A 24,639-nucleotide genomic window follows, 5' to 3' on the forward strand; every position below is an offset into this window, starting at 1 on the left:
CCCCCGCCATGGTGATCGACGCGACCCCCGACGGGCGCCGACGGCGGTCATGGGAGCCGCCGACGGCCGCCCGCCCGCACCTGTCGCGCTTCGTAGGCCGTTTGGGCCGGCCGGGTGACCGCAGGCACATTCGGTAGCTAACGAGCAGGGCACCGTTACGCCTCGTTTCGCTTGGCTAAGAAAAACTGCCCTGCCGGCTGGATACCGTCTCGATGACATTCGTCGGGCTGTGCCCGGAGGTGCTGGAGGAGCAGGTGAAGCAGGCGAGACTGGTCGCCTCCGCGTTGATCGCGGGGGTACTGGCTGCCGGATCGGTCTTGACGGCGACTCCGCCAGGGGCCGCCCAGCAGACCGGCGCGGTGGACTCGTCTGCTGCCGAGCAGGTGTCGAAGTACCCGACGGGCCTTCGCGCCGCGATCCAACGCGACCTCGGCACCGAGCCGATCACCTACGCGGCGAACTCCCTGGCCTCGGCTGCGGCATCGGCCACCAGCGAGGAGCTGCGCGACCAGCTGGGCGACAACTTCGGCGGGGCCTGGTTCGACGCCGCCTCCGGAAAGCTGAATGTCGCGGTCACCAGCCAGAGCGCCGCCGACGCAGTTCGACAGAGCGGCGCAGAGGCCCACATCCGAGGGATCAACGAGGCCCGCCTCACCCAGGTCGCGGGCGAGATCCGGCAGTGGGTCAACGAGCTCCCCGCAGAGCGGCGCGATCTCGTCTACGGACTGTCCACCAGCGCCCGAGGCAGCTCCGTCACGCTGGTGCTCTCCTCGTCCGCCGAGGGGCGCAACCTGGCGTCCGAACTACCCGTCGATCGCGGGGCCGAACTGGACGTCGACTTCGTCGCCCAGCGCCCGGACCCCCAGCAGGGCGGCGAGCTGCGCGGCGGCCAGGGGATCATCGCCCAGGACTCCGACGGCGCCGAGGTGGCGAACTGCTCGCTCGGCTTCAACGCCCTCGACGCCCAGGGGCGGGCGCTCGCGTTGACCAGCGGCCACTGTCTGTCCGGAGCCGAGACCGTCGTCGCCGAGGCCGACGGCAGCGAGATCGGCACCGTCGACCGAGTGGTCTGGGACAGCGTCTCCGACGGCGGCGAGGGCGACGACTACGCAAGCGTGCGCCTGACCAACTCGGCCTTGACGCTGCGGCCGGAGGTCGTCGACTGGCAGGGCGGCAGCCTGCCGGTGGAGGGCGTCGTCGAGCCGATCGAGGGAATGCAGGTCTGCAAGTCCGGTCGCACCACCGAGTGGGAGTGCGGCGAGATCCAGCAAGTGGACGTCGAGGTCCGGGTCAACGACTTCGACGGCGGCGTCAAGACGCAGCGGATGTTCTGGTACGACGCCTGCACCGAACGCGGCGACAGCGGCGGCGCCGTCCTCGCGGGGACGCTGGCGGTCGGCCTGCACGCCGCCGGAGCGTTGACCGCGACAGACCAGCACTGCCTCTCCACGGTGGGCGAGGAGGACATCGCATTCGCCGAGCCGTTGAGCACCGACGTGCTCGGCGACTTCGGCGAAGAGCTTCGGCTGCTCACGACGACGGCCGACACCGACGGTGACGGAGTCCCCGACCACGAGGAGTTGGCCGCCGACCCGACCGTCGTGCGGGACGACAACGGGGATGGTGTCCCCGCCTACCTCGATCGCGACGAGCCGGTGCTGAGCGTTCCGGTCGTCACCTCGCCGGAGGACGGATCGCGACACACCGACCGCAGCCTGCCGATCACCGGCACCGCGAAGCCCGGTGCCGCCGTCACCGTCACCCATCAGGGCGAGGCCCGGCAAGTCGAGGCCGACGGCGAGGGGCGCTGGCAGCTGCCCGCGCTGAGCGAGCTGCCGCTCGGGCATTACGAGATCACCGTCGCGCAGTCGTGGACCGCGCCGAACCTCTCGGAGTGGGATTCGGCGGAGATGACCACCGGCTTCTTCGTCGCCCCCGGAGAACCGACCATCAGCGCACCGCAGGACGGCACGCAGAGCACCGAGGCCCGCCCCATGATCCTCGGCAGCGCGGAGCCTGCCGCCGTCGTCGCGGTGATGATCGACGAGGTCGAGATCGGCTCCTCCGTCGCCGACGATGCCGGCGACTGGTCGGTGACCGTGATCGATCCGCTGCTGATCGGCACGCACGTCCTGAGCGCCGTGCAGGTCGTCGACGACGTGCGGTCGAACCCGCGCACCGTGCACTACACGGTGCTTCCCGGCGACGGCCTGCCGACCGCGACGCCGTCCGAGCCCGGCCCGCCTGCCGGCCCACCGCCGACGGGCGGTGGCGAGGACCTCGCCGACACCGGGGCGTCCGCCGTGGTGCTGTTAAGCCTGATCGGTGCGGCGGGACTGATCACCGGAGCAGTGCTCGTGCTTCGTCATCGGCGCCGCCTGGCCGGTCCGGCCGACACGGGAGATCTCGACTGACGGGCACTCGACCCGACGGGCCGTGACCGACCCGTCGGGTCGTTCTCGTCCTGCCTCGCCGAGGTGGCGGAGACTCCGCCAGGCATCGCAGGCGGATGTTCGCCCGAACCGGGTGCACCGTGCACGGGCAGCCCCGGCGCCGGATCAGCCTCGCCCGTGCCACCCCACCGGAGCGGCGCAGGCCCGGGAGCCATGACCGCCGAGGTGGGCCTCGTCCCCGCCGCCTGCCGCCGATCGCGGGCGGGTCAGTGTCCCCGGCGAAGCTCGGCCAGTGCGGACCGCAGGTCCGGCACCACCACGGCACGCAGCTCAGGCGGCAGCGGGCCGGAGTCCGGCGGAACCAGCGCCCTGGTGAATCCGAGCCTGGCCGCCTCGGCGAAGCGCCTGCCCGCCCCGACCACGGGACGCACCTCGCCTGCCAGCCCCACCTCGCCCACGACGGCCAGGTCCGGCGGCAGCGGCTGATCACTGGCCGCCGAGGCCACCGCCAGCGCGACCGCCAGATCCGAGGCGGGCTCGGTGACCTTCATGCCGCCGACCGTCGCGGTGAAGACGTCGGACTCGCCCAGCCGCACCCGGCCACGTCGTTCCAGCACCGCGAGGACCATGGACACCCGCGCGGAGTCCAGGCCGCTCACCGCTCGGCGCGGCATGGCCAGGGTGGACTTCGACACCAGGGCCTGTACCTCGGCCAGCAGCGGTCGCTTTCCCTCCACCACGACGGTGACCGCCGTACCCGCCACGGCGGTCTCCCGCCGGTTGAGGAACAGTCCGGACGGGTCGGCCAGCCCGACGATGCCGTCGTCGCGGAGTTCGAAGCAGCCCACCTCATCGGCGGCGCCGAAACGGTTCTTCACGCCTCGGACCAGCCGGAGCGTGGAGTGTCGATCGCCCTCGAAGTGCAGCACGACGTCGACGAGGTGTTCCAGGACGCGCGGCCCGGCCACCGACCCGTCCTTGGTGACGTGGCCGACCAGCACGACGGGGAGCCCGCGTTCCTTGGCCAGGGCGGTCAGCGCGACGGTCACGGCCCGCACCTGGGTGACACCGCCCGGACTGCCCTCCACCTCGGGTGACTGGACGGTCTGGACGGAGTCGACGATCAGCAGGCCGGGCCGGACCGCATCGACGTGGCCGAGTACGGCCGACAGATCGCTCTCGGCGCTCACGTACAGCGACTCGTGCACGTTCCCGGTGCGCTCCGCCCGCAGCCGGACCTGGCCCGCCGACTCCTCGCCGGTGATGTACAGGGCGGGCCCGCCGGGCCCGGCGGCCCACTGGTGGGCGACCTCGAGCAGCAGGGTCGACTTCCCCACGCCCGGCTCGCCCGCGAGCAGCATGACCGCCCCCGGCACGATGCCGCCGCCCAGGACGCGATCGAGCTCAGGCACACCGCTGGGCCGGGCCCTGGCCGCCTCCACGTCGACCTCGGCGATCGGCCGGGCAGGCAGTGCCGGGGCGCCTGCCGCAACCCGGTTGAGGCTCGATCGGGCGGGCGCTGCGGTCTCGGTGACGCTGCCCCACGCCTGGCATTCGGGACAGCGACCGACCCACTTGGGCACCTCGAGACCGCATTCGCCACAGCGGTACCTCGGACGGGCGGGCTTCGCGCTCTTGGTCGGGGCCACGGATCAGGAGACTAGGCCGCCGCTCTGACGGGCGGTGCCTCGCCGCCGGGTGTCGACGGCTGCCTGCTGCCGTACGCCCCGTGCTGCGGGCCCTCAGACCGCAGGAGCGACCGTGGTGCCCGCCGGGTCGGGCGAGGCGGCAGGCGGGCCGCACACCCTGGGCAGCCGCCGCCCGGTCTGTCCTGCCACACCCCCGCAGCGCAAGCAGCCCGGCCGGGCGGCGATGGTGCTCGCCGTCCGGCCGGGCGCGGTTGCTGCGTGTTCAGTTCCCGAAGCTCGTCGGACCACCGTCCGCCGAGCACCGAGGCTCAGTCGTCGACCGAACCCCTCAGTGCTGGTCGTCCTGCGTGTTGGCGCGCGGCTCGGAGGGCGCTCCCATCGGCACCTGGAGCGAGATCGGCCCCGCGTTCTCGAAGACGAACACGATCTCCAGGTTGATTCCCGGCTGGAGGTCGTTGATCAGGTCGGTCAGCGTCACCGTGATCACGTCGTCCTCGAGCGGCAGCCTGTTCTGGGCGTTCGCCTGGCTGGACGGCGTGCTCGTCGAGGTCGCGTCGTCGGTGGCGTCGTCACCCTCGGTGTCAGCACCCGCGGCATCGTCACCCGCAGCGTCGTCACCCTCGGTGCCTGCCGCATCGCCCTCGACGTCACCGTTCTCGGGGTCGACTTCGACGGTGGACGGGCTTGTCGAACCCTGTTCCTCCTGCTCAGCGAGCCTGCGCTGCGCGTCGGTCCAGTCCGCCGGGTCGACGGTCGCCACGACCGTGGTCCCGCCGGGGATCTCCGTGTCGCCCTCGACCTCGACGAGCGCGGCCGAAGGGCTGGTGATCTCGACCAGCCGGTCCGTCGTCCTGCCGGTGTTCACCAGGGTCATGCTCAGCGGAATACTGGAGCCCGCCGGGTAGAAGTGGTCCTCGCCGACCGGGAAGAGGAGCTGTGCGTCACGCACCGCCATGTCCCCGACGTCGCCGTTGATGCCGTTGATGACCGGTTCCTTGCGGGAGGTCTGAGTGATCTGACCTGCACTGCAGCCGCTCACAACCAGGGCGAGGCCTGCTGCCAGCGCTGCGGGGATCAGGCGTCCTCGGGACGGGCGGCCTGCGCCGAGCCCATTCCGCACCGTCTGCTCTACGCGTCTCAATGCGGGTCCTCCTCGTAGACCGTGCCCAGACCAGGCTCCTGACGGGCCCGAGCCCGTGACCTCCTGCGCAGCCTAACCAACGCCGCCAGGCGCCGTGACATCAAGTCCCGACGAACCGTCCGAGGTATTAGTCCACAATGGACCGTCTGGTGGATCTTCTGCCGACGCCCTTGCATGGCCTTCGGCCGTTTGTCAACCCCGGACACTGGCGCTGACCTGCGCCGAAGGTTGGTCGGTCGGCCGGACGTGAATTGTCCTGCGTGTTAAGATGGCACCAGCGAAAGGGGCAGAGGACACATGGTTTTCAAGGTCGGAGAGACCGTCGTCTACCCGCACCACGGTGCCGCTCTCATCGAAGCAATCGAGACCCGTGTGATCAAGGGCGAGGAGAAGAAGTATCTCGTCCTGAAGGTAGCGCAGGGCGACCTCACCGTGCGCGTTCCCGCAGACAACGCCGAGATCGTCGGTGTGCGGGACGTCGTGGGACAGGAGGGCCTTAATCGGGTCTTCGAGGTGCTGCGTGCTCCCCACACCGAGGAGCCGACCAACTGGTCTCGGCGGTATAAGGCCAATCTTGAGAAGCTCGCCTCCGGCGATGTGAACAAGGTTGCCGAAGTGGTGCGCGATCTCTGGCGGCGTGAGAAAGATCGCGGTCTGTCCGCGGGCGAGAAGCGCATGCTGGCCAAGGCACGACAGATACTGGTCAGCGAATTGGCCCTGGCCGAGGGCACCGACGAAGGCAAGGCCGAGACTCTCCTCGACGAGGTCCTGGCGACCGCTTCGTGAGTCGGACATCCTGAGTAAACCGAGAAGTAGCTGACAGTGAGTGTCATCGCGGTCGTGCCTGCGGCCGGACGTGGCGAGCGGCTGGGCGCCCAGGTGCCCAAGGCGTTGGTCGAGGTGGCAGGCGAGCCGTTATTGGTACATGCCGTGCACGGCCTGCTGGCTGCGGGGTGTGTCGACCACGTGGTGGTCGCCGCACCTGCGGCCGAGGTCGGTGTGGTCGTGGCGGCCGTACGGCGCTTCGAGTCCCAGGTCAGCGTGGTGGTGGGCGGCGCTGAACGTGGCGACTCAGTGCGCCTCGCACTGCGCGCGGGCCTGCGGACGCTGGCCGACGTCGATGTGGTTCTGGTCCACGATGCCGCGCGCGCCTTCACCCCGGTCGAGGTCATCCGCTCCGTGGTCGACACGGTGCGGGCAGGCTCGGCGGCTGTGGTCCCCGTCCTGCCGGTGTCCGACACCGTCAAGCAGGTCGATGCGACGGGTCTGGTGATCGCCACCCCCGATCGAGCTGGGCTGCGGATCGTGCAGACCCCGCAGGGCTTCGACGCCGCCCTGCTTCGCCGTGCGTACGGCATCGCCCCGGAGGACGACGAGTCGTCCCCGCCGTCGTCCGTATCGATCCAGGCCACGGACGATGCCGGGCTCGTCGAGCAGCTCGGCGTGCCCGTGCAGACCGTGCCCGGCCATTCACACGCCTTCAAGGTGACCACCCCCTTCGACCTCGCGGTGGCCGATGCGCTGCTCACCGGGCAGGCGGGCGACGGGGTGGGGGCAGACGCTCGTCGAGCCGAGCGTGCCGCCGCCGAGTTCCGAGCCCATCGAGCGGGAGACGCAGGATGACCATCGAGCTGCCCCGAGTCGGCCTCGGCACCGACGTGCATCCCGTCGAGGCGGGCCGGGACTGCTGGCTGGCCGGCCTGCACTGGCCCGACGTCGCGGGCTGCACCGGCCATTCCGACGGCGACGTCGCGGCCCACGCCCTGTGTGACGCGATGCTCTCCGCCGCCGCGCTCGGCGACCTCGGATCGGTGTTCGGCACCTCTTCCGCGCGGTGGGCGGGTGCGCACGGCGTCGAGCTGCTCGGCGAGGTGCGGCGGCGTTTCGAGGCGGCGGGCTACCGACTGGGCAACGCGGTCGTGCAGATCATCGGCAACGCCCCTCGGATCGGCCCCCGGCGCGAGGAGGCGCAGCGCGTGCTGTCCGACGCCGCAGGCGGGCCGGTGAGCGTCACCGCGACGACGACGGACGGACTCGGCCTCACCGGCCGAGGCGAGGGGGTCGCCGCCGTGGCCACCGCGCTACTGGTTCCGCTGACCGTCTGACCGCAGGCACTCCGCGACGACGGAAGACGCCTCGTCGCCACTCGGGTGGCGTGCAGCACAGCGCCGGAGAACGGATGCTCGTCGCCGCTGCGGTGCCAAGCAGGTCTCCAGAATCCTTGCGCTGCCCCTCGTGATCGGCCCGCCGGACGCCGTACGGTGGACCGGTGGCGATTCGTGGGGTGCTGTTCGACTTCTCCGGAACCCTGTTCCGGCTCGAACCCGGTCCGGCCTGGTTCCGGGGGCTGACCGAGGGGGAGTCGGGCTCGCCGCTGTCGCCGGACGCCGAGGCGGCCCTGATCGTCGCGCTCACGGCTCCGGCTGGCGAGGCGGCCGGACTGCCCGAGTCGCTGGCGGACGCCTGGCGACGCCGCGATCTCGACCCGGCGCTGCACAGGGCCGTCTACGAGGCGATCATCATCGGCGCAGGCATCGACGAGGCGCTGGCCACGCCGCTCTACCGCCGACTGATCCACCCGGATTACTGGCGGGCCTACCCGGACACCGAACGGGCCCTGCGCGGCCTTCGCTCCGCTGGAGTCGGCACCGCCGTGGTCAGCAACATCGTCTGGGACGTCCGGTCCGCGCTGGCGAGGATCGACTCCGCCGACCTGATCGACGAGTACGTCCTCTCCTACCTGGAGGGGGCGATGAAGCCCGACCTGAAGCTCTTCGCCCTCGCCTGTGACCGGCTGGGCATCGCTCCCGCCGAGGCGCTGATGATCGGCGACAGCCCGGAGGCCGACGGCGCCGCCGCCGAGCTGGGCTGCCGGGTGGAGATCGTTCCACCGCTGCCTACCGAGGAACGACCGGACGCCCTGTCGGCCGCATTGCGCAGGCACGGACTCCTCGACGATCACGTCTGATGGCGTCGAACCCCCGGTTCGTCAACCCTTTCCGCCTGGCGCAGTGGTGATTCCGTACCATTTCGGCTGTGAGCCTGCACCTGCATGACACCGGCACCCGAACAACTCGGGAATTTCGTCCACTTCAGGACGGCGTGGTGTCGATCTATGTCTGTGGGGCGACGGTGCAGGGGATTCCCCATATCGGCCACGTGCGCAGCGGACTGAATTTCGACGTACTGCGTCGGTGGCTGATAGTCGCGGGCTATGACGTGCTGCTGGTGCGCAACGTCACAGACATCGACGACAAGGTCCTCGCCAAGGCCGCCGCCGCGGGCAGGCCGTGGTGGGAGTGGGCCGCGCGATTCGAGCGGGCCTTCGAGGACGCCTACGACGCGCTGGGCTGCCTCCCGCCGTCGATCACGCCGAGGGCCACCGGTCACGTGCCGCAGATGATCCAGCTGATGCAGCGGTTGATCGATCGAGGCCACGCTTACGCGGCGGACGGCGACGTCTACTTCTCGGTGACGAGCCACCCCTCCTACGGTGAGCTGTCCGGTCAGCGCCTGTCCGAGATGCAGCAGGGCGAGACCGCCGCGACCGGCAAGCGCGACCCGCGCGACTTCACGCTCTGGAAGGCCGCCAAGCCGGGAGAGCCCTCGTGGGAGACGCCTTGGGGTGCGGGGCGCCCCGGCTGGCACCTGGAGTGCTCGGCGATGGCCACCTACTACCTGGGGCCCCGGTTCGACATCCACGGCGGGGGCGCCGATCTGGTCTTCCCGCACCACGAGAACGAGGTTGCCCAGTCGACGGCGGCAGGCGATGGCTTCGCCGAGTACTGGCTGCACAACGCCTGGGTGACGATGAGCGGCGAGAAGATGTCGAAGTCGCTCGGCAACACCGTCGGCATCCCCGTGATGCTGGAGCGGGTGCGCGCCTCTGAACTGCGTTACTACCTCGTGTCGGCGCACTATCGGTCGAACCTGGAGTACAGCGAGGAGGCTCTTGCCGAGGCGGCGAAGGCCTACCAGCGCATCGAGGCCTTCGTCCGCAAGGCGGTCGGGGCCGCAGGCGAACTGCCGGTGGCCGACGCCGGGTCGTCGACCTCGGCGGCCCGTGTCGAGTTCAGCGCCGCGATGGACGACGACCTCAACGTGCCGAGGGCACTCGCCGTCGTGCACAACCAGGTTCGCCTGGGCAATCAGCTTCTGGCCGACGACTCGAACAGCGACGACGGCGGCAGGCTCGCGGAGCACGTCGCCCTGGTGCGGTGGATGCTCGCCTGCCTCGGTCTCGACCCGCTCGGCGCGGAATGGCACACGGCGGCAGGCAGCACCGAGGACCGGGCGGTTCAGGTGCTCGGCGATCTCGTGGAACAGTTGTTGGCCGAGCGGCAGACCGCTCGGGCAGCCCGCGACTTCACGAGCGCCGACGCGATCCGCGATCGACTGCTCGCTGTCGGGGTCGCCGTCGAGGACGGTCCGGACGGGCCGACATGGACTGTGAAGGACGGCAACTGATGGCGGGCAACTCTCAGCGGCGCGGCGCGATGCGCAAGCCCGGAACGAAGAAGGGCGCCGTGACGGGGTCCGGCGGCCAGCGTCGCAAGGCGCTGGAGGGCAGGGGTCCGACGCCGCGCGCCGAGGACCGGCCCTATCACCCCGCCCATCGGCGTGCCGAGCTGGCCAATCGCGCGGAGGCCAAGCGGGTCCAGCGCGGCAAGGCCGCGGCAGCGGCTCCGGAGACCATCGCCGGGCGTAACCCGGTGGTCGAGTGCCTGCGGGCCGGGGTGCCTGCCACGGCGCTGCACATCGCCACCGGCATCGACACGGACGACCGGGTCGCGGAGGCGGTGAGCCTCGCCGCAGATGCGGGCATCTCGGTGCTCGAGGTGTCCCGCACGGAGCTGGACCGCATCACCCAGGGCGCCATGCACCAGGGGATCGGGCTTCAGGTCCCGCCGTTCGACTATGCCCACCCCGACGACCTGCTGGCCAAGGCACGGGAGTCGGGTCGCCAGCCGCTGCTCGTGGCGCTTGACGGGGTCACCGACCCGCGCAATCTCGGCGCTGTCATCCGCTCGGCTGCGGCGTTCGGCGCCGACGGCGTGGTGGTCCCGCAGCGTCGTAGCGCCGGGCTGACGGCAGTGGCCTGGCGAACCAGCGCGGGCACAGCGGCGCGGCTGCCGGTGGCCAAGGCCACCAACCTCACCAGGACGCTGAAGGACTGGGCCAAGCAGGGCCTGATGATCGTCGGACTCGACGCGGACGGCTCGATCACGGTCGACGAGCTGGACCTGGCCACCGGTCCGCTGGTCGTCGTCGTCGGCTCCGAGGGGCGCGGCCTGTCGCGGCTGGTCCGGGAGACGTGCGACGCGACGGTGTCGATCCCGATGGCCTCGGACGTCGAGTCGTTGAACGCCTCGGTCGCGACGGGCGTGGTACTGGCCGAGGTTGCTCGGCGTCGGCGCATCTCCTGACGCCGGAGTTCCCCAGGTCGCCCATTTCGGGCACCCGGCGGCTGCCGGTCGGTTAGAGTCGTTCGCCAGACGTCGATAAGGCCGAGGATGTCGTTCGCCAGTCCGCTGTTCCTGTGGTACTTCATGCCTGCCGTCCTGCTGGCAGTGCTGATCGCACCCCGGAGTTGGCGCAACGGCGTCATCGCGGTGGCGAGCCTGGTGTTCTATGCCAGCGGCGCGGGCGGAACCACGCTCCTGCTGCTGGCGTGCATCGTGGTCAACTATCTGGTCGCGCCCGCATTACAGCCGGACGAATGGGATCTGGAACGGCGGCGTAAACGCTGGCTGCTCATCGGCGTGATCAGCTTCAACCTCTCGATCCTCTTCGTCTGGAAGTACGCCGGCTTCGCCACCGAACAGGCCGCCGTGCTCGCGAGCTGGTTCGGCGCCGACCTGCCGGTGGTGGAGCTGGCGTTGCCGATCGGTATCTCCTTCTACACCTTCCATCACATCTCCTATGTGGTGGACATCTATCGGGGCGAGCGACCCGCGCTGCGCAATCCGGTCTCGTTCGTCACCTATATCGCGATGTTTCCGCAACTCGTGGCCGGGCCGATCATCCGCTATCGCGAGATCGCCGACCAGCTTCCGCAGCAACGCAGTCACCGGCTGGACGACATCGCCGCCGGGCTGCCCCGGTTCGCGCTCGGTCTCGCGAAGAAGGTCATCGTCGCCGATTCGCTGGCGCCGGTGGTCAACGCGTGTTTCAACACGCCCGCTGAGGATATGACCTTCGCGATCGCCTGGTTGGGGGCGATCGGTTACACCCTCCAGCTCTACTTCGACTTCTCCGGCTACTCGGACATGGCGATCGGCTTAGGCCGGATGCTCGGATTCCGCCTGCCGGAGAACTTCGCCCGGCCCTATTCCTCGGTGACCGTCACCGAATTCTGGCGACGGTGGCACATGTCGCTGTCCCGCTGGTTCCGGGACTACGTCTACATCCCGCTGGGCGGCAATCGGCATGGGGCGGTGCAGACGTATCGCAATCTCTGGATCATCTTCCTGCTCACCGGGTTCTGGCACGGCGCCGCCTGGACGTTCGTCCTGTGGGGGGTGTTCCACGGCGCCCTGCTGGTGTTCGAGCGGGCCACCGGGCGCGATCGTGCTCCCGCAAGCCAGGGCGGTCGAATCGCTCGCAGGCTGCTGACCACGGTCCTGGTCACGATCGGCTGGGTCGTGTTCCGGTCGCCGGACATGGCTGCGGCGATGAACGTGCTCGGGAACATGCTGGTGCCCGATCTCGACGGTCTGTCGATCGAGGTCGGCGATGCGCTGAACAACCAGCGGCTGCTGATCCTGGTGGCGGCGCTGAGCGCGTTCTTCCTGCCCGCCAAGTCGGTGACCGGCCCGTACCTGGAGTCGGCGCGGTCCCGGCCTGCGGCGGTGCTGCGGGTGGCGCTGCTGACGGTCGGCCTCTGGTACGCGGCGATCCTCGTGGCCACCGGGACGTTCAGCCCGTTCCTCTACTACCAGTTCTAGCGTCACGAGCCTCTGAACTGGGATTATGCTCGTCTTCGCTCGGTGAGGCCGTCTCCAGGCCGTCAGCGTCACCAAGTCGTGCGTCGAGCGCTCGCCGAGCCCGCTCATGGCTGGACGGCAGGAGGTGGGTGTAGGTCCGCAGTGTGAAGCCGGGATCAGCGTGGCCGAGATACTCGGACAGGGCCTTGACCGACTCGCCGCTGTCGAGCAGCACGGAGGCGTAGTAGTGGCGGAGTGCATGAGTGCCGTCCTTCCTCTCCGGTGTGGTCATTCCCGCGCGCTGTAAGGCGGGCTTCCAAAGGTCACGGTTGAAGGCCTGGCGCCAGTACGCCTGTCCGCAGTCGTCGGTCATGAGCAGATCGGCGGTGACGGGTTCTCCGGTGACGTCGTTCCACGGCAGAGTCACCTGTTGTGCGGGGAAGGCCTCCAGATGCGCGTCCAGCCGTCTCAACGTCCCGGCAGACAGTGGCACGGTCCGACTCTTCTCGCGCTTCGGCCGACAGAAGATCAACTTCCCGTTGACCTGTTGTATCTGCCGGACCACGTGCAGGACGTTGTTCCGCCGATCGATGTCCTGCGGAGACAAGCCGAACATCTCACCCTGACGAAGCCCGCACGCCGCCCCCAGCGGCACGGTGATCTGTGCTCGATGGGGGAGGGCGAGGAGTACGGCCTTGACACGGGCATCGGTCCAGGGGACGACCTTGGGCGGTTGGGGCTGTGGCTTGGTTATCGACGCGGCCTTGCAAGGGTTCGTCCGAATCCGCTTGTCATCGACGGCCGCGCTCAAGATCGACGAGACGTGGATGAAGCAGACAGATCGGTAGCTGGGTGCCGTCCGTCTGTCGGTCATCCATCGAATCCACTGGCGGATTTTGCTCGGGTTGATCGCGTGTAGCGGTAGGTCGCCGAGGAAGGGATACACCTGGCTTCGCAAGCGGGAGGGCACGTTGACCCGTGTCGTGCTCTTGAAGGACTGACCCGCCAGCCACTCTTCGGCGTAGTCACGAAAGAGGATCTTGCCCGCGTCGGGTTCGAGGTAGGTGCCCTGCTTCTTGTCGTTCTCGACTGAGATGAGGAACTGCTCGGCCAGACGCTTCTGGCGATCGGGAAAGGACTTGGACCTTTCCGTACCAGCAGGATCGAAGTACCGAACGCGGTAGCGGAGTCCTCGGCCGTGCAGGTCGGTCTTGACTCGTTGGTTCTTACCAGGAAGATCTGGGTCGGGGATCTCAGCCCACCAACGGTCTTGGATGTGGCCCATCGGTGTGTCTCCTGTTCGTCGGATTGCGGAAGGATCGGCTCTTGTCACGCCGCAGCGGTGTCGGTGCTGGTGGTGGCCCAGGCGCAGACTTTGGTGGGGTCGTAGCGGAGGTGGCGGCCGATCTTGCGGACGGGTGGCCCCTCGCCGCGCCAGTTCCACTGGTAGAGGGTCTTGACCGGGATGCCGAGGTAGGCCGAGACGTCCTCGACGGTCCAGAGTGGTTCGAGCCGGGTCGTGGTCATGGCGTTGTTCCCCCTGGTGGTCAGGCTGCGTGTGGAGTTGCCGAAAGTTCTGTGTCACCGCCTGGTGGTGGTTGTGCGGCGAGTAGGGCGCGGTCGTATTCGGCTTTCCAGGTGAGGCGTTCGGAGATGGCGTGCATGAGGACGTGTGCGCGTGGTGGTACGCCGGGGTCGCCGGGTCGGACTTTCTGCCAGACCAGCCGCGAGGTGTCTTGTGGTGGTTTCTCGATTCCGGCGGCGGCCAGGGTCTCGACGACGAAGCGTTTCCGGTCCGCTCGGTGGTCTGCCAGGGACTTGCCGGACCACTTCCGAGAGACGAGGACTCGGCGTCCGGGGAGGCCGAGGGTGGTGCGTCGGTGGGCTTTGCCTTTGCAGTGCGCCGAGGCGATCTGGGACCGGGCGCCGAGGGGTTGGATGCCGTAGCGGAGCCAGATCGGGCACCGGGGGGAACACGGCGTCACGGCCAGCTCGGCATGAAGCCGGTCGGCGTGTTCGCGCTGCCGAGTCGTGTCCTGTTCGACGACTTCGGAGACGGATTTGGTGAGGTATTTGGTCAGGTAGCCGATGTGCCGTCCGGCTTCCGGGGTGCCGCCGAGGATGCCCTTCGAGTGGACTTGTTCGCCGAAGGTCGAGACGTGCGCGGGTGCGTCCAGTTCGGCGACGGCCTCATCCCAGGTGGGCAGTGGTAGCCGGGTGTCGGGGTCGGTGAACGATCGCCGTTCGTGATCCCAGACGGGCAGCCGGTCGCCGTCGTAGACGAGTTGGTCGTGGTTGGGCCACCACACCTGGTGGTACGTCGCCGCTGTGACGTCTTTGACGACCGAGTGGGGGATGGTGCCGCGTAGTGCGGCGTGCAGGTGTGGCGCCCCGCGTTTCTGCGGTTCCACCGTCGCGAAGTACTGCACGTCCCAGCCCACACAGCGGCGAAGGTTCTGCCACCACCGGTCGACCAGGGCCGCGAAGTGGACGACGTCGCGTGCGGCTCGGCGGTAGTCGTAGGTGGCGAAGTCCACGGGGGTGCCGTCCTTGCGGACTCGCCCGTAGGTGTCGAGGGTGAGCGTGAGGAACATGGAGGGTCGGAACTTCCCCGCGTACTCGCGGCCGAGGGTGCGTTTCTCCACCCGCCGTCGAGGAAGGTTCGGCGCGTCCTGCCGACGCCGGGTAGACCGCTTGCGTACCGCCGTGACCGGGGCGTCCGGGTTGGGCAGCTTGCCCCGGACGCCGAGGTTGCGCAGGTCGGCATCAGCGGTGTGGATCGCTTCGCGGAGTTCCTCTGCGTCGGTCTCGGCACCCTCGGCGACGGCCTTGCGGTACTCGGCGACCAGGTCCGCCCGATAGGCCACGAGTAGTCTCTGCTGCTCTGTGGCGGGTTCTTGGGTGAAGTCGGGTTCGTCGGTCAGGTGCCATCCCTCGCGGCACTGGGTCTGCCGCAACGCCCGAGCCTTCCGAGCACACGGCCCGCACTGAGATTCCACGGTCGAGCCGCACGGCACACCGACATAGCGCATCTCGCCGGTGTCGTAGTCGACGGTTTCCATCATGAACGGGCGGATGCACACGCCGTGGTGATCTGCCGTGGCTTCCAGGACCTTCCCGGCGAGGGGTTGGCGCATCCGCTCGGCACGGGTGAAGCCCTGCACGTCGCCGGGAACGGTGGTCAGGTCGGTGCTCATGCGGCCTCACCCCGCCTCACCGAGTCTGCACTCGGAATCTCTGGCCGTGTCGGGAAGGTGTGCACGATCGCCGACTGCTCGGCGGAGGCCGCCCCGGTGACGTACTCCACGAGTCGATCCAGGTCGGTATCGGTGACGTGGAACGCGCGGACGCGGAGGGGTTCGCGTCGGTCGGTGTACTTCACCCACGCCACGCCCGGAGTCGTCTCTGAAATCTCGTGAGCAGCCGCGCCACGTTCCCGGACGCCGTCGCCCAAGACCATGTCCACCTGGCCGGGTTCGTCGACTCGCAGTGCGATCCGGGTGGGGAAGAGATGCCGGAAGGACAGGACTTCCTTGCGGGGGTCTTGCAGTTCGCCGATGACGCAGACGCCGGGTGCCCGTCCTTGGGAGGTGATGGTCTGCAAGGCGGAGTTGGCGCGTTCTTTGAGTTTGCGGTCGGTCTGGTAGGCCACGACATCGGCCAACTCATCGACCACCAGGAGCAGGAACGGCTGGCCGCAGTCGACAGACCACCCCCGCCGCCGGCCCCGGAACGACTCGGCCCGTTGCTTCACCTCGTTGGCGACGTCTTCGAGGAGTTCGGCGGCTTCTAGGCCGTTGTTGAACACGAGGCGGTGGAACAGGTCGGGGGCCTTGCCGAGTTCCATCCCGCCCTTCGGATCGATCCCATACACCCGGACCACCCCCGACCGCAGCAGCGGAGCGAGAGACCACAGCAGGGACCAGACCACCGAGGCCTTACCTGCCCCGGTCGCACCGACAGCCAGGACATGTGAGCCGAGGAGCTTCAGCAGCCACGTCTTGCCTGCCTCGGTCACCCCGACCGGAACCCGCTCCAAGTCCTTGGCAGTGCAGCCCGCCGCGTCGTCGGCGGCGTCAGGCAGCGGAGGAGGCGATACCGGTCGGGTCAGCGGGTCACCGTGCAACAGATCCAGGACGATCCGACGAGGACCGATCACCCGAATCCGACACGAGCGGGCGCCGAACGAGTGCGCGAGAGCCTCGGCGCGTACCTCGAACTCGCCCGGTGCCTGCCCGTGCAACAGGCGCACGGTGACCCTGTCCCGCCACCCGTCGGCCCGGACTCGGACGAACACCGGGACGTGGGTCTTGCGGTTCACGGTCCGTTCCAGGTGGCAGAACCGCATCGTCCGATGCCACACGGGTGCATACACGGTGAGCCGTCGCCATTCCGAGCGCACCTCAGCCAGCACCAGACGCACGAACGACCGGCGGAACCGCCACCACCAGCCGACCAACACCAGGGCGAGGACCGCCCCGAGGACCAGGGCCGCAGGCCAACCCGACAAGCGCCAGACGACGAGGAGCACCAGGACCACGGCGAAGGCCACCGGATACCGGACAGCCTTCCGCAGGACGACCACGACCAGCCACACCGCCAAGCCGACCGCAACAAGCGGCGCCACCAGGAGCAGTGCCCAGCGGGGCGAGTGTGTCCACCACGGCAACCTCGGCCGGGCAACCTCCAACGGTGCCGGGTCGATCCACCGACTGCGCTCAGGCATCCCGACCACCCCGCACGGTGGTGTTCACGGCCGGACCGAAGTCGAGGGGCAGCCAGCCGAGGCACCGCAGACACCAGGTGCGGCCGGGGGCGAACTTGCCGAACTTGTGGCAGGCAGAACACCTGCGGGGAACTGACCGTCCGTGAGAACTTGACACGCTGGGTGGTTGCTCTAAGCTCATAGTTGTTCACTCCGATTAATAGAGGTTGAAGTGGACAGCGCAGAGGCGGCCGGTTTCCAGGCCTATAACCGCCTCTGCGCCTTTCCTTTCCCACACCCCCGCTTAGTTCAGCGGGTGGTCTTCTCAGTCACTCGGGTGACAGTTGCGAAACGCCCCCGGTGACACCCCCATCGGCCGCACCGTGGCCCGGCAGTCCTCGCACAGCCACCGAGGCGTCCGCACCCACGCACGACACCCCGAACGGGCACAGAACCGACCGACGTGACGCCGCCACCAGGCGAGCAGCCGTCTCACGACCGCCACCCCGGATCAGGCCGCTCCTCCGAGGTCATCCCTGGCTGTTCGGGGTCTTCCGGCCAGGCGTGACGACCCTGCGGCACCACGTCACCAGGCCGCGCGTCCTCGTTCCACTGACCCCGAATCTCCCGGTACCCGGAGGTCATCCCGCCCGGCGGTCGTGGTTCCTGCACGACCAACGAGCCCGCACCCAGCCCCGCTGTCTCCTCCAGCCACTCGATGGCACGGTTCGCCGAGAAGGCGACGGCCCGCAGCAGATCAGCAGTCATCGCGCGCCCCGCCGGGTGCGTCAACACCGGGACCTCCACGTGCACTGAGCCCAGGTCCATCAGGAAGATCGGTCCGTGACCGGGGAGGTTCGCGAAGAACACCGCAGTCGAGCCGGCCTCGGGGATGGCCACCAACCGGGGAATAGGTTGCTGATTCATCGTTGCCTTCCTTTCCTGGGCTTGCCGCGCGGGTAGAGGCAGGGCTGTATGCAGGTCACTTCCACGGCGTTTCCCCCTCTGGCGCTGGAGCGATCCGACGATGCGTGCGCTGGCTTGGTCTGGTGATGTCTCGCGGCGGCAACCCGCCCGGCGACGAGGAAGATCGAGCGAGCCAGTCACGGGACTGTTGGTCGAACGCCGATGCGGCGGCGTCCAAGGCAGCGAGCACCCACCACGGCAGTTGTGACGATCCTCGGTAGATCGCGCGCCACGCTGCCGCCACAGCAGCGGATGCCTCGGCCATCTCGCGTGCTGCTTCGACGGTTCGATCCAGGGCCACCCGGTCGGAAGCCGCCCCATATCGGCGATAGGCCGACTCCCAGGAACGGACCTGCTGCGGAGATACCGCGTGCAACACGACGGCACGTCTCCGAGTCACGCGGCTTTGGCTGCGGATGAACCGGACCCCGACGAGCCCGCGCCAGACACAGCCTTGCCGTTACCCGAGCCCTGACCGGTACCGGCATCGACAGCACGGAACCTCGATGCGCGGAACGCGTACGCCTGGTACTTGAACTCACCCGTGCCACTGAGCCGAGGCTCGGCGGTGAGTCCGTCCAGCGCGATCGGCCGGATGCCGGGAAGCACCTCCGCCGACGTCGGGACGGGCGCAACCTCGCTGAGCAGCGTCACGCTGAAGGACGCCCGCTTGGCGTTCGTCTCACCAGGGTCGGTGACCGAGAGCCGCCACTGACGTGCTCCGCTCACCTCGTCGGTGCGCTGGCGAACCGGGCGCCCGCTGGCCTTGTCTTCTCGCGACTGGTACTCGGTATCGGGAACGATCTCCCCGACCATCACGAGCCCTTGCGGGAACGCTTCATCGAAGTCGATGGGGAAACGATGTCCCTTGGGAATCGCCACGGCGACCACCTCTCGTCTGGTGCGGCTGTTCTGCGGCACATCCCTAGATTCGGCTGATCTCGGTCCGCTCACGACACCGTCCGTGTCCCGTGAAGGCCACCTTGATCCCCTGTAGTCCCGTCTTTGACCCGTCTGGCTGCTAGGGTGGCGTCCTCAGTGGCCGATCACGGAGGGACGCCCAGATGGTCAAGGCCCCGATCGCACTCAAGGTCTTACTCCGTAAGCGGCACTTGCAGGGACACACGGCCTTCTGCAAGGAGTACGACAAACAGGCCAAAGCGGCAGCGCCTGATCTGGTGCGAAGTTGGCCCAGCAAGACGCAGTTCTACCGCTGGTTGTCCGGCGATCTCCGGGGGCTGCCGTACGCGCATCACTGCCGAATCCTCGAACTCATGTTTCCCGAGTGGACTGCCGAGGCCCTGTTCGAGCCCTATGAAGGAGGGATCGAGTTCGTTCCAGACCCGGCGGACAGGATCGCTACTGTGCCGGGACGCTCGCCGGTCGTCGCACAGGCATCCGTGCATGGGATGGAGGACGTCGCCGCCGTGTTCGGATCCCGCCCGGAGTTCGCCCAGCAGATACCGCCGCACCGCCTGTTTGACGGCGCGGAGAGTATTCGCATGGCCGGGCTCTCGCTCAACGTCTTCTGCCAGCAGTACAGCGACCGGTCGATTCTCGAGATGATCTCGAACGGCGGTACCGTCGAAGCCCTGTTCCTGGACCCGGACGGCGAGTACATCAAGATTCGGAATGAAGACGAAGGGCACCCGGTCGACACGCTGTCATCTCTCACAGCGGCCAATGTCAGCGCCCTCACGCGACTGCGGACGAAACTTGATCCCGCAGTTCGGGAGAACTTGCAGATTCGCGTTTATGACGAGGTGGTTCGATTCAACATCACCACTATCGATGATCGAATCTGCATTGTGCAGACCTACCTTCCGAACTCCCGAGGCGTTGAGTCGCCGACGTTCGTCATCGAGAAGCGGGACGACGTCGCCGGCCTTTTCGCCACTTTCACCCAGGTCTATGTTGATCTATGGGGTCGCGCCCGAGAGGTTGCCGAGTGAAGAGCTTGACCGATCTTGCCTCGATCGCAGACGAGGCGATTTCCATCGCAGGTTCCCTGCTCGCGCACGGTGCGCCAGGGGTCGTCAGCGCAAAGAGCGACCGAGATCTGGTGTCCGAACTAGATCTCGAGATCGAACGGCGAGTCCGGAAGTTCCTCGCCGAGCAGACTCCCGAATGTGGCTTCCTCGGCGAGGAAGAGGGGGGTCGAGGTGTCGACTACGAGCACGGTGATTTCTGGGCATTCGACCCCATCGACGGGACTTCGAACTTCACTCACGGGCTACCGCTCTGCGCTACCTCGTTGGCTCTCATTCGTCGCGGAAGCCCCGCAGTAGGAGTGATCGACGCTCCCTTTCTCTCCCGCCGGTACCGGGCTGTGAAATCGGAGGGATCGACACTCAACGGAGAACGAATCAGGGTGAGCGACACCGACGATCCAGCTCAGGCCATCGTGTCCATCGGCGACTACGCGACAGGCGTAGAATCGGCCCAGAAGAACTCATTCCGATTCGCTCTCACACAACGTCTGGTAGCCGTAGTCGAGCGGGTCCGCATGTTCGGGTCCGCCGCGCTGGACCTCGCCTTCGTCGCGGATGGCAGCACCGACGCCATGGTGATGACCTCTAACAAGACATGGGACACCGCAGCGGGTGTGTTGATCGCCGCCGAAGCCGGCGCGACACTCACTGACATCGAAGGCGCGGCCTACACCCTGACATCCAACTCGGTTATCGCACGCACGCCGAAACTCGTTCTCCCGATCGGCAGGTGACAGAGTGAATCGTTGCCGAATCCAGCTCTAGGGGATCAAGGCGCGTCGCCTGCGGCGACGCGCTGGCCGGTCACCTCAGGCAGGCCGGGCGCCCGGCTCAGCCCTGCGGGCGCGCTGCCGCGCGTCCTCGGTCTGGCCGACGCCCAGCCGCCGGGTTCCGGGATGCGCCACCGCAGACGACGCGCGAGAAGGCCGAGCAGGACTGAAAGGCCGCACCGGTCCAACAGAGCGCTGAGGGGGTCATCCTGGCCGAGCTGGTCATGGCGCTCGACTGCCGCGACGGCTCCGCCGCCTTGCCACCGGGTTCCCATCACCGCCATGTTTGGACATGCGGAAGGGACGGCACCGTGAGATCAACAGTGCCGTCCCTCAGGCCGTCCCCAGGCCGTCTAGCGTCGGAAACCGCTCAGAACGAGTGAGAACGGGTGAGCACGTTCGCGCAGGTCAACGGTTTGAGAACTCAGGAATCCGCAGGTGCGCCGTCCTCGTGCTCACTACTACCAGTTCTAGCCCGTGCGGTGCTGAACACCGCGTTTTCGGCTCCTTAGGTCGCTCCCGGCCCGCGCGTTCGCCGATGGGCCTGCGGTACGACGGTGCTCGTCGCCTGCACCGTCATCGGCGTCGACGGCACTGCGCTCGTCCGTGTGCTCGGCTGTCGGCTCGGCCGGATCTCCGGCTCGGCGCGTCGGAGGCAGGTTCGGCAGCAGCGTGGTGCGGACCGCCTCAGGCCGGGGCGACGGCGTAGACAAGGAACACGACCCTGGGTCGGTCGCCTGTGACCTCGTGTCGGCGGGCGACGACCTCGCGGAAGCCCGCCGCGAGGGCAAGGTCGGCGGCCTGCTGCTCGTCGGCCGGAATCGGCAGGTCTGGGGCGACCAGTTCGGCGAAGGCGCCGGATGGCCGGAAGTATCCTGCGGCGGTCAGGGTGAAGGCGGCGCGCCCGCCGGGGCGCAGGACTCGCAGCCAGTCGTGGAGGGCTGCCCGGCCGAGGAAGTGCAGCGCCGAGGCGCACAGCACGAGGTCCACGCTGCGCGCGGCGGCGGGCGCAGGGATGCCGGGGGCGCGTTGCCAGCTGATCCGGCCGGCCGGATCAGCCATGGCAGCGGACTCTCGCGCTCGGTCGATCATGGCTTCGGAGACGTCGACGGCGACGACGTGTGCGGGGTCCAGGTGTCGTAGTGCCGCGAAGGCTGCGGCGCCGGTGCCGGTGGCCACGTCGAGCACCGTCAAAGTCGCAGTGGTCGCAGCGGCTGGGGGCAGCCCGGCGACGAGTGTCTCGGCCAGCGCGCTGTGCGAGCCGTCCTCGTCGTAGCCGGGGGCGAGGGCATCGAATGCTGCGGCCCGGTTTGTCACCGACCGATTCTAGGCGCCGATTCTGCTCGGTAGCCATGGAATTCTCGGTGGCTGCACTGCGCCGATGACATTCCGCTAGGTATACCGATCGGTGTGTTCCCACAGAACAGCATGCGGTGTCGGGGCCTGCGGACAACGTCGCCCTCACAGGTGGTCGCGGATGGCGTGCCCGGCGAATCGGCACGGACTGATCGTGTGGCCGGGCTGAATCGTCCGTTCCCCGCCGCGTGCCGTCGGAGATCGGCGGAATCGGCGGCGAGGAATCCGACCGCGGCTCGGCGATGTCGGGGTCCCCCGCGTCGTCGCGGCGGCGACCCCGGCACGTTCCGACTCGGTCAAGGCTTGCTGCGGGTTGTTCGTCGGGGCCGCGTAGATGGCTACCGTGTACAACGTGACGCTCCAGGAGGGCACTCCAGGCGAGGTGCCGGAGTCGTCGGTGCTGCCTGCGGTGCACGAGTCCTGGCTGCCGAGGGAACACGCGCTGTACCGGCCTCGACATGGCGGACGACAGCTCACCGCGTTGATCGCGGGGGCGGTCTTCTTCGCGGCACCGTTGGCGGCCTACGCGGTGGGAGTCCGGGCCGCCGAGATCGAGAACCGGCCGTTGGTGGCCCTGCCCACCCCTGCGGACGGCTGGGGCCTGTTCACCGGGATGCCGCAGTGGGCGGTCGACCACCTCGTCTTCCGGGAGGCGGCCGTGCAGGCCGCCGACGTCGTCAGCCGGGGGATCTTCGCCGAGCCGAGGGGACGCAGCGGTGCTCCGGTCGAACTGCCGGGTCCGATCGCTCCGCCCCCCGGCGATCAGCGGTCGCCGGGTTCGGGTGCCGAGGAACCCTCCGACTTGACCGAATCGCTGATCCTGGCCGAGTCCAGCGAGGTCATCGAGGGCAAGGACGGCTGGCTGTACCTCGGATACGACATCGAGGGGAAGTGCACCCCGTATCGGGATCTCGATCAGTCCATCGCGAGCCTTCGAGAACTGCGTCGAGTGGTGGAGGCTTCCGGCCGCGACCTCGTCATCCTGATCGCTCCGGACAAGTCGACGGTGGTGCCGGAGCACCTGCCTGATGCGTATCCCGACCTCGACTGCGCGCGACAGGCGACCGAGGAGTTCTGGGAACGGGTGCCTGCGGAGACGGGCGCGCTCGACCTGCGCGCCGAGCTGCGGCGACCCGAGATCGGCGACGGCCGTCCCGCCTACTACCGGATGGACACCCACTGGACGGACGAGGGCGCGCTGGCCGCGCTTCGCGCCGTCGCGCAGGAGATCGACCCCGGCGGCTCCGAGAGCTGGGTGATCGATCGTGACGGGACGGCGGCGCACACGCCCGACCTGGCGGTCATGCAGGGCAGGCCCACCGAGGAGAGCGGCATGCGCTACCGGCTGCGGCCGGACGGCGAATTGAACCGGACCGGGCCGAGAATTCACCGCTTCGAGCAGCCGGTGCGGTTCGAGGGGGAGCCGATGCCGGGGATGATCGCCGAGCCCGTCGCCATGCTCGGCGACTCCTTCATGGTCTCCACCAGCCGGTATCTGCCCGGCGTCTTCTCTGACCTGAGCCTCGTCAACTACACGGCCGCGCAGAGTGATCGGGCGGCGATGCTCGACATGCTGGCCGACGGCGACGTGATCGTCGTGCAGTCGGTGGAGCGGCTCATCGCGGGTGGTGTCACGCCGTTCCTTGATCCAGGGGTGATCGCCGACATCGGGGCGGCGCTGGCGGCGCGGCCCCGGCCCTGAGTGCTCGACCGTCGCCGGGGCGGGCGGTGATCCCTGCCGTCCTGTTGCGGCGGGCCCTTGTGGCGATCTGCGTCCTCGTCGGTCGCCATGGCTCCGTGCCGGCTTCCTCCGGCCCCGTGCAGCTGATCCACGCCGATCCTCGCTCACGGCGGGGCTGGACCGATGACAGGCGCTCCTGGCGCGGGTCCGTCAGCGGCGAGGACCGGCGGTTCGGCTCACGCCGTTCCGACGCGGCGCAGCCGGTAACGCCCGATCAGCCTGCACACCAGGTAGATGGTGAAGGAGATCGCGGTGACGAAGCTGCTCACCGGAGCGCCGGGCGCGAGCGAGAGCACGATTCCGCCCAACACCGCCGCCTCGGCGAAGATCACCGCGAGCACGGTCGCCGTCACCGGGTTGGCCGTCACGCGAGCGGCGGCGGCACCAGGGGTGACCATCAAGGCGAGGACGAGCAACGCGCCGACCGTCTGGACGCCCAGGGCGGTGGCGACGCCGACCAGCACCGCGAAGACCGGCGTCAGCCAGGCCAACGGGACGCCTCTGGCGAGCGCCACCTCGGGGTCGACGCTGGCGAACAACAACGGTCGATACAGCACCGCGAAGACCACGATCACCGCGATGGACGCCCCGGACAGCAGCGCGAGATCGGTCGAGTCCACGCCGACGATCTGCCCGACCAGCAGGCTGAACTTGCTGGACGCCCGCCCCGGATACAGCCACAGCAGCAGCACGCCGAGACCGAGGCCGAACGCGAGCACCGCGCCGATCACCGAGTCCTGCTCGTTGCCCCGCCTGCCGAGGACGCCGAGGATCACTGCGGCGATCACCGCGCCGGCCAGGGCGCCGACGCCCACGCTCAGCCCCAGCAGCAGTGCGGCGGCGGCCCCGGTGAAGGCCAGCTCGGCCGTGCCGTGGACCGCGAAGGACATGTTCCTGGCGACCACCAGCGGGCCGAGCACGCCCGAGACCAGCCCGAGCACCGCGGCCGCCAGGAGTGCCTGTCGGACGAAGTCCAGCTGGAGCAGCCGGAACATGGTCTC

General features: G+C 68.7%; 21 protein-coding genes. 11 read left to right on the top strand and 10 right to left on the bottom strand.

Annotated elements, in window-relative coordinates; genetic code table 11:
- Positions 1–212: 212 nt before the first annotated feature.
- On the top strand, positions 213–2,414 hold the full coding sequence (locus tag UA75_RS01630) for a trypsin-like serine protease (RefSeq protein ID WP_075738250.1): 2,202 nt from the start codon (positions 213–215) through the stop codon (positions 2,412–2,414).
- 245 nt (positions 2,415–2,659) lie between these two features.
- On the opposite strand, the gene radA is transcribed toward UA75_RS01630, so the two are convergent.
- Both radA and UA75_RS01640 read right to left on the bottom strand, forming a co-directional pair.
- Positions 2,660–4,042, bottom strand: a complete 1,383-nt coding sequence (gene radA, locus UA75_RS01635) for a DNA repair protein RadA (RefSeq protein ID WP_075738252.1) — start codon at positions 4,040–4,042, stop codon at positions 2,660–2,662.
- A 328-nt stretch (positions 4,043–4,370) separates the two neighbouring features.
- The gene (locus UA75_RS01640; RefSeq protein ID WP_157433936.1) at positions 4,371–5,183 is read right to left on the bottom strand and encodes a hypothetical protein; all 813 of its coding nucleotides are present in this window, start codon (positions 5,181–5,183) and stop codon (positions 4,371–4,373) included.
- Between the two features lie 297 nt (positions 5,184–5,480).
- Here UA75_RS01640 and UA75_RS01645 point away from each other — a divergent pair, with 297 nt between their 5' ends.
- The 7 genes from UA75_RS01645 (at position 5,481) to UA75_RS01675 (ending at position 12,130) form a co-directional block, all read left to right on the top strand.
- Positions 5,481–5,969, top strand: a complete 489-nt coding sequence (locus UA75_RS01645) for a CarD family transcriptional regulator (protein ID WP_075738256.1) — start codon at positions 5,481–5,483, stop codon at positions 5,967–5,969.
- Between the two features lie 36 nt (positions 5,970–6,005).
- Positions 6,006–6,806 carry a 2-C-methyl-D-erythritol 4-phosphate cytidylyltransferase gene (ispD, locus tag UA75_RS01650; RefSeq protein WP_075738258.1) on the top strand — a complete coding sequence of 267 codons (801 nt, stop codon included), beginning with the start codon at positions 6,006–6,008 and terminating at the stop codon, positions 6,804–6,806.
- The gene (gene ispF, locus UA75_RS01655; RefSeq protein WP_075738260.1) at positions 6,803–7,288 is read left to right on the top strand and encodes a 2-C-methyl-D-erythritol 2,4-cyclodiphosphate synthase; all 486 of its coding nucleotides are present in this window, start codon (positions 6,803–6,805) and stop codon (positions 7,286–7,288) included. The genes ispD and ispF overlap by 4 nt, the downstream gene beginning before the upstream one ends.
- Positions 7,289–7,452: 164 nt before the next feature.
- Positions 7,453–8,151, top strand: coding sequence for an HAD family hydrolase (locus UA75_RS01660; protein WP_075738262.1), 699 nt, complete (start codon positions 7,453–7,455; stop codon positions 8,149–8,151).
- A 68-nt stretch (positions 8,152–8,219) separates the two neighbouring features.
- Positions 8,220–9,650: a cysteine--tRNA ligase gene (cysS, locus tag UA75_RS01665; protein ID WP_075738264.1), complete on the top strand. Its 1,431-nt coding sequence runs from the start codon at positions 8,220–8,222 to the stop codon at positions 9,648–9,650.
- Positions 9,650–10,609, top strand: a complete 960-nt coding sequence (rlmB, locus tag UA75_RS01670; protein ID WP_075738266.1) for a 23S rRNA (guanosine(2251)-2'-O)-methyltransferase RlmB — start codon at positions 9,650–9,652, stop codon at positions 10,607–10,609. Before cysS ends, rlmB begins: the two co-directional genes overlap by 1 nt.
- An 87-nt stretch (positions 10,610–10,696) precedes the next feature.
- On the top strand, positions 10,697–12,130 hold the full coding sequence (locus UA75_RS01675; RefSeq protein ID WP_075738268.1) for an MBOAT family O-acyltransferase: 1,434 nt from the start codon (positions 10,697–10,699) through the stop codon (positions 12,128–12,130).
- Here the strand turns inward: UA75_RS01675 and UA75_RS01680 are convergent.
- The 6 genes from UA75_RS01680 to UA75_RS01705 form a co-directional block, all read right to left on the bottom strand.
- Entirely contained in the window at positions 12,102–13,394 is a 1,293-nt protein-coding gene (locus tag UA75_RS01680; RefSeq protein WP_083682851.1) for a tyrosine-type recombinase/integrase, read from the bottom strand. The genes UA75_RS01675 and UA75_RS01680 overlap by 29 nt on opposite strands.
- 44 nt (positions 13,395–13,438) lie before the next feature.
- Complete coding sequence (locus tag UA75_RS01685; RefSeq protein WP_075738270.1) at positions 13,439–13,636, bottom strand: helix-turn-helix domain-containing protein; 198 nt, start codon at positions 13,634–13,636, stop codon at positions 13,439–13,441.
- A gap of 20 nt (positions 13,637–13,656) precedes the next feature.
- The gene (locus tag UA75_RS01690) at positions 13,657–15,306 is read right to left on the bottom strand and encodes a replication initiator (protein WP_075738272.1); all 1,650 of its coding nucleotides are present in this window, start codon (positions 15,304–15,306) and stop codon (positions 13,657–13,659) included.
- Positions 15,303–16,835: an FtsK/SpoIIIE domain-containing protein gene (locus tag UA75_RS01695; protein ID WP_075743297.1), complete on the bottom strand. Its 1,533-nt coding sequence runs from the start codon at positions 16,833–16,835 to the stop codon at positions 15,303–15,305. The genes UA75_RS01690 and UA75_RS01695 overlap by 4 nt, the downstream gene beginning before the upstream one ends.
- Before the next feature lie 471 nt (positions 16,836–17,306).
- A complete protein-coding gene (locus UA75_RS01700; RefSeq protein WP_157433937.1) occupies positions 17,307–17,741 on the bottom strand; it encodes a hypothetical protein in 435 nt (144 codons plus the stop codon).
- Positions 17,742–18,176: 435 nt separating this feature from the next.
- Positions 18,177–18,662: a hypothetical protein gene (locus UA75_RS01705; RefSeq protein WP_075743298.1), complete on the bottom strand. Its 486-nt coding sequence runs from the start codon at positions 18,660–18,662 to the stop codon at positions 18,177–18,179.
- A gap of 182 nt (positions 18,663–18,844) precedes the next feature.
- Between UA75_RS01705 and UA75_RS01710 the strand changes: the two genes are divergently transcribed.
- Both UA75_RS01710 and UA75_RS01715 read left to right on the top strand, forming a co-directional pair.
- Positions 18,845–19,732 carry a DUF5919 domain-containing protein gene (locus UA75_RS01710; RefSeq protein ID WP_075738276.1) on the top strand — a complete coding sequence of 296 codons (888 nt, stop codon included), beginning with the start codon at positions 18,845–18,847 and terminating at the stop codon, positions 19,730–19,732.
- The gene (locus UA75_RS01715; RefSeq protein WP_198042900.1) at positions 19,729–20,505 is read left to right on the top strand and encodes an inositol monophosphatase family protein; all 777 of its coding nucleotides are present in this window, start codon (positions 19,729–19,731) and stop codon (positions 20,503–20,505) included. The genes UA75_RS01710 and UA75_RS01715 overlap by 4 nt, the downstream gene beginning before the upstream one ends.
- 723 nt (positions 20,506–21,228) lie before the next feature.
- Here UA75_RS01715 and UA75_RS01725 read toward each other — a convergent pair.
- The gene (locus tag UA75_RS01725) at positions 21,229–21,858 is read right to left on the bottom strand and encodes a class I SAM-dependent methyltransferase (protein WP_075738282.1); all 630 of its coding nucleotides are present in this window, start codon (positions 21,856–21,858) and stop codon (positions 21,229–21,231) included.
- A 391-nt stretch (positions 21,859–22,249) separates the two neighbouring features.
- Here UA75_RS01725 and UA75_RS01730 point away from each other — a divergent pair, with 391 nt between their 5' ends.
- On the top strand, positions 22,250–23,599 hold the full coding sequence (locus tag UA75_RS01730; protein WP_198042901.1) for an alginate O-acetyltransferase AlgX-related protein: 1,350 nt from the start codon (positions 22,250–22,252) through the stop codon (positions 23,597–23,599).
- A 215-nt stretch (positions 23,600–23,814) separates the two neighbouring features.
- Here UA75_RS01730 and UA75_RS01735 read toward each other — a convergent pair whose 3' ends face one another.
- Complete coding sequence (locus tag UA75_RS01735) at positions 23,815–24,633, bottom strand: metal ABC transporter permease (RefSeq protein WP_075743300.1); 819 nt, start codon at positions 24,631–24,633, stop codon at positions 23,815–23,817.
- Positions 24,634–24,639 lie beyond the last annotated feature (6 nt).

This window comes from Actinoalloteichus sp. GBA129-24, assembly GCF_001941645.1.
In the GTDB taxonomy this organism is placed as follows: Bacteria; Actinomycetota; Actinomycetes; order Mycobacteriales; family Pseudonocardiaceae; genus Actinoalloteichus_A; species Actinoalloteichus_A fjordicus.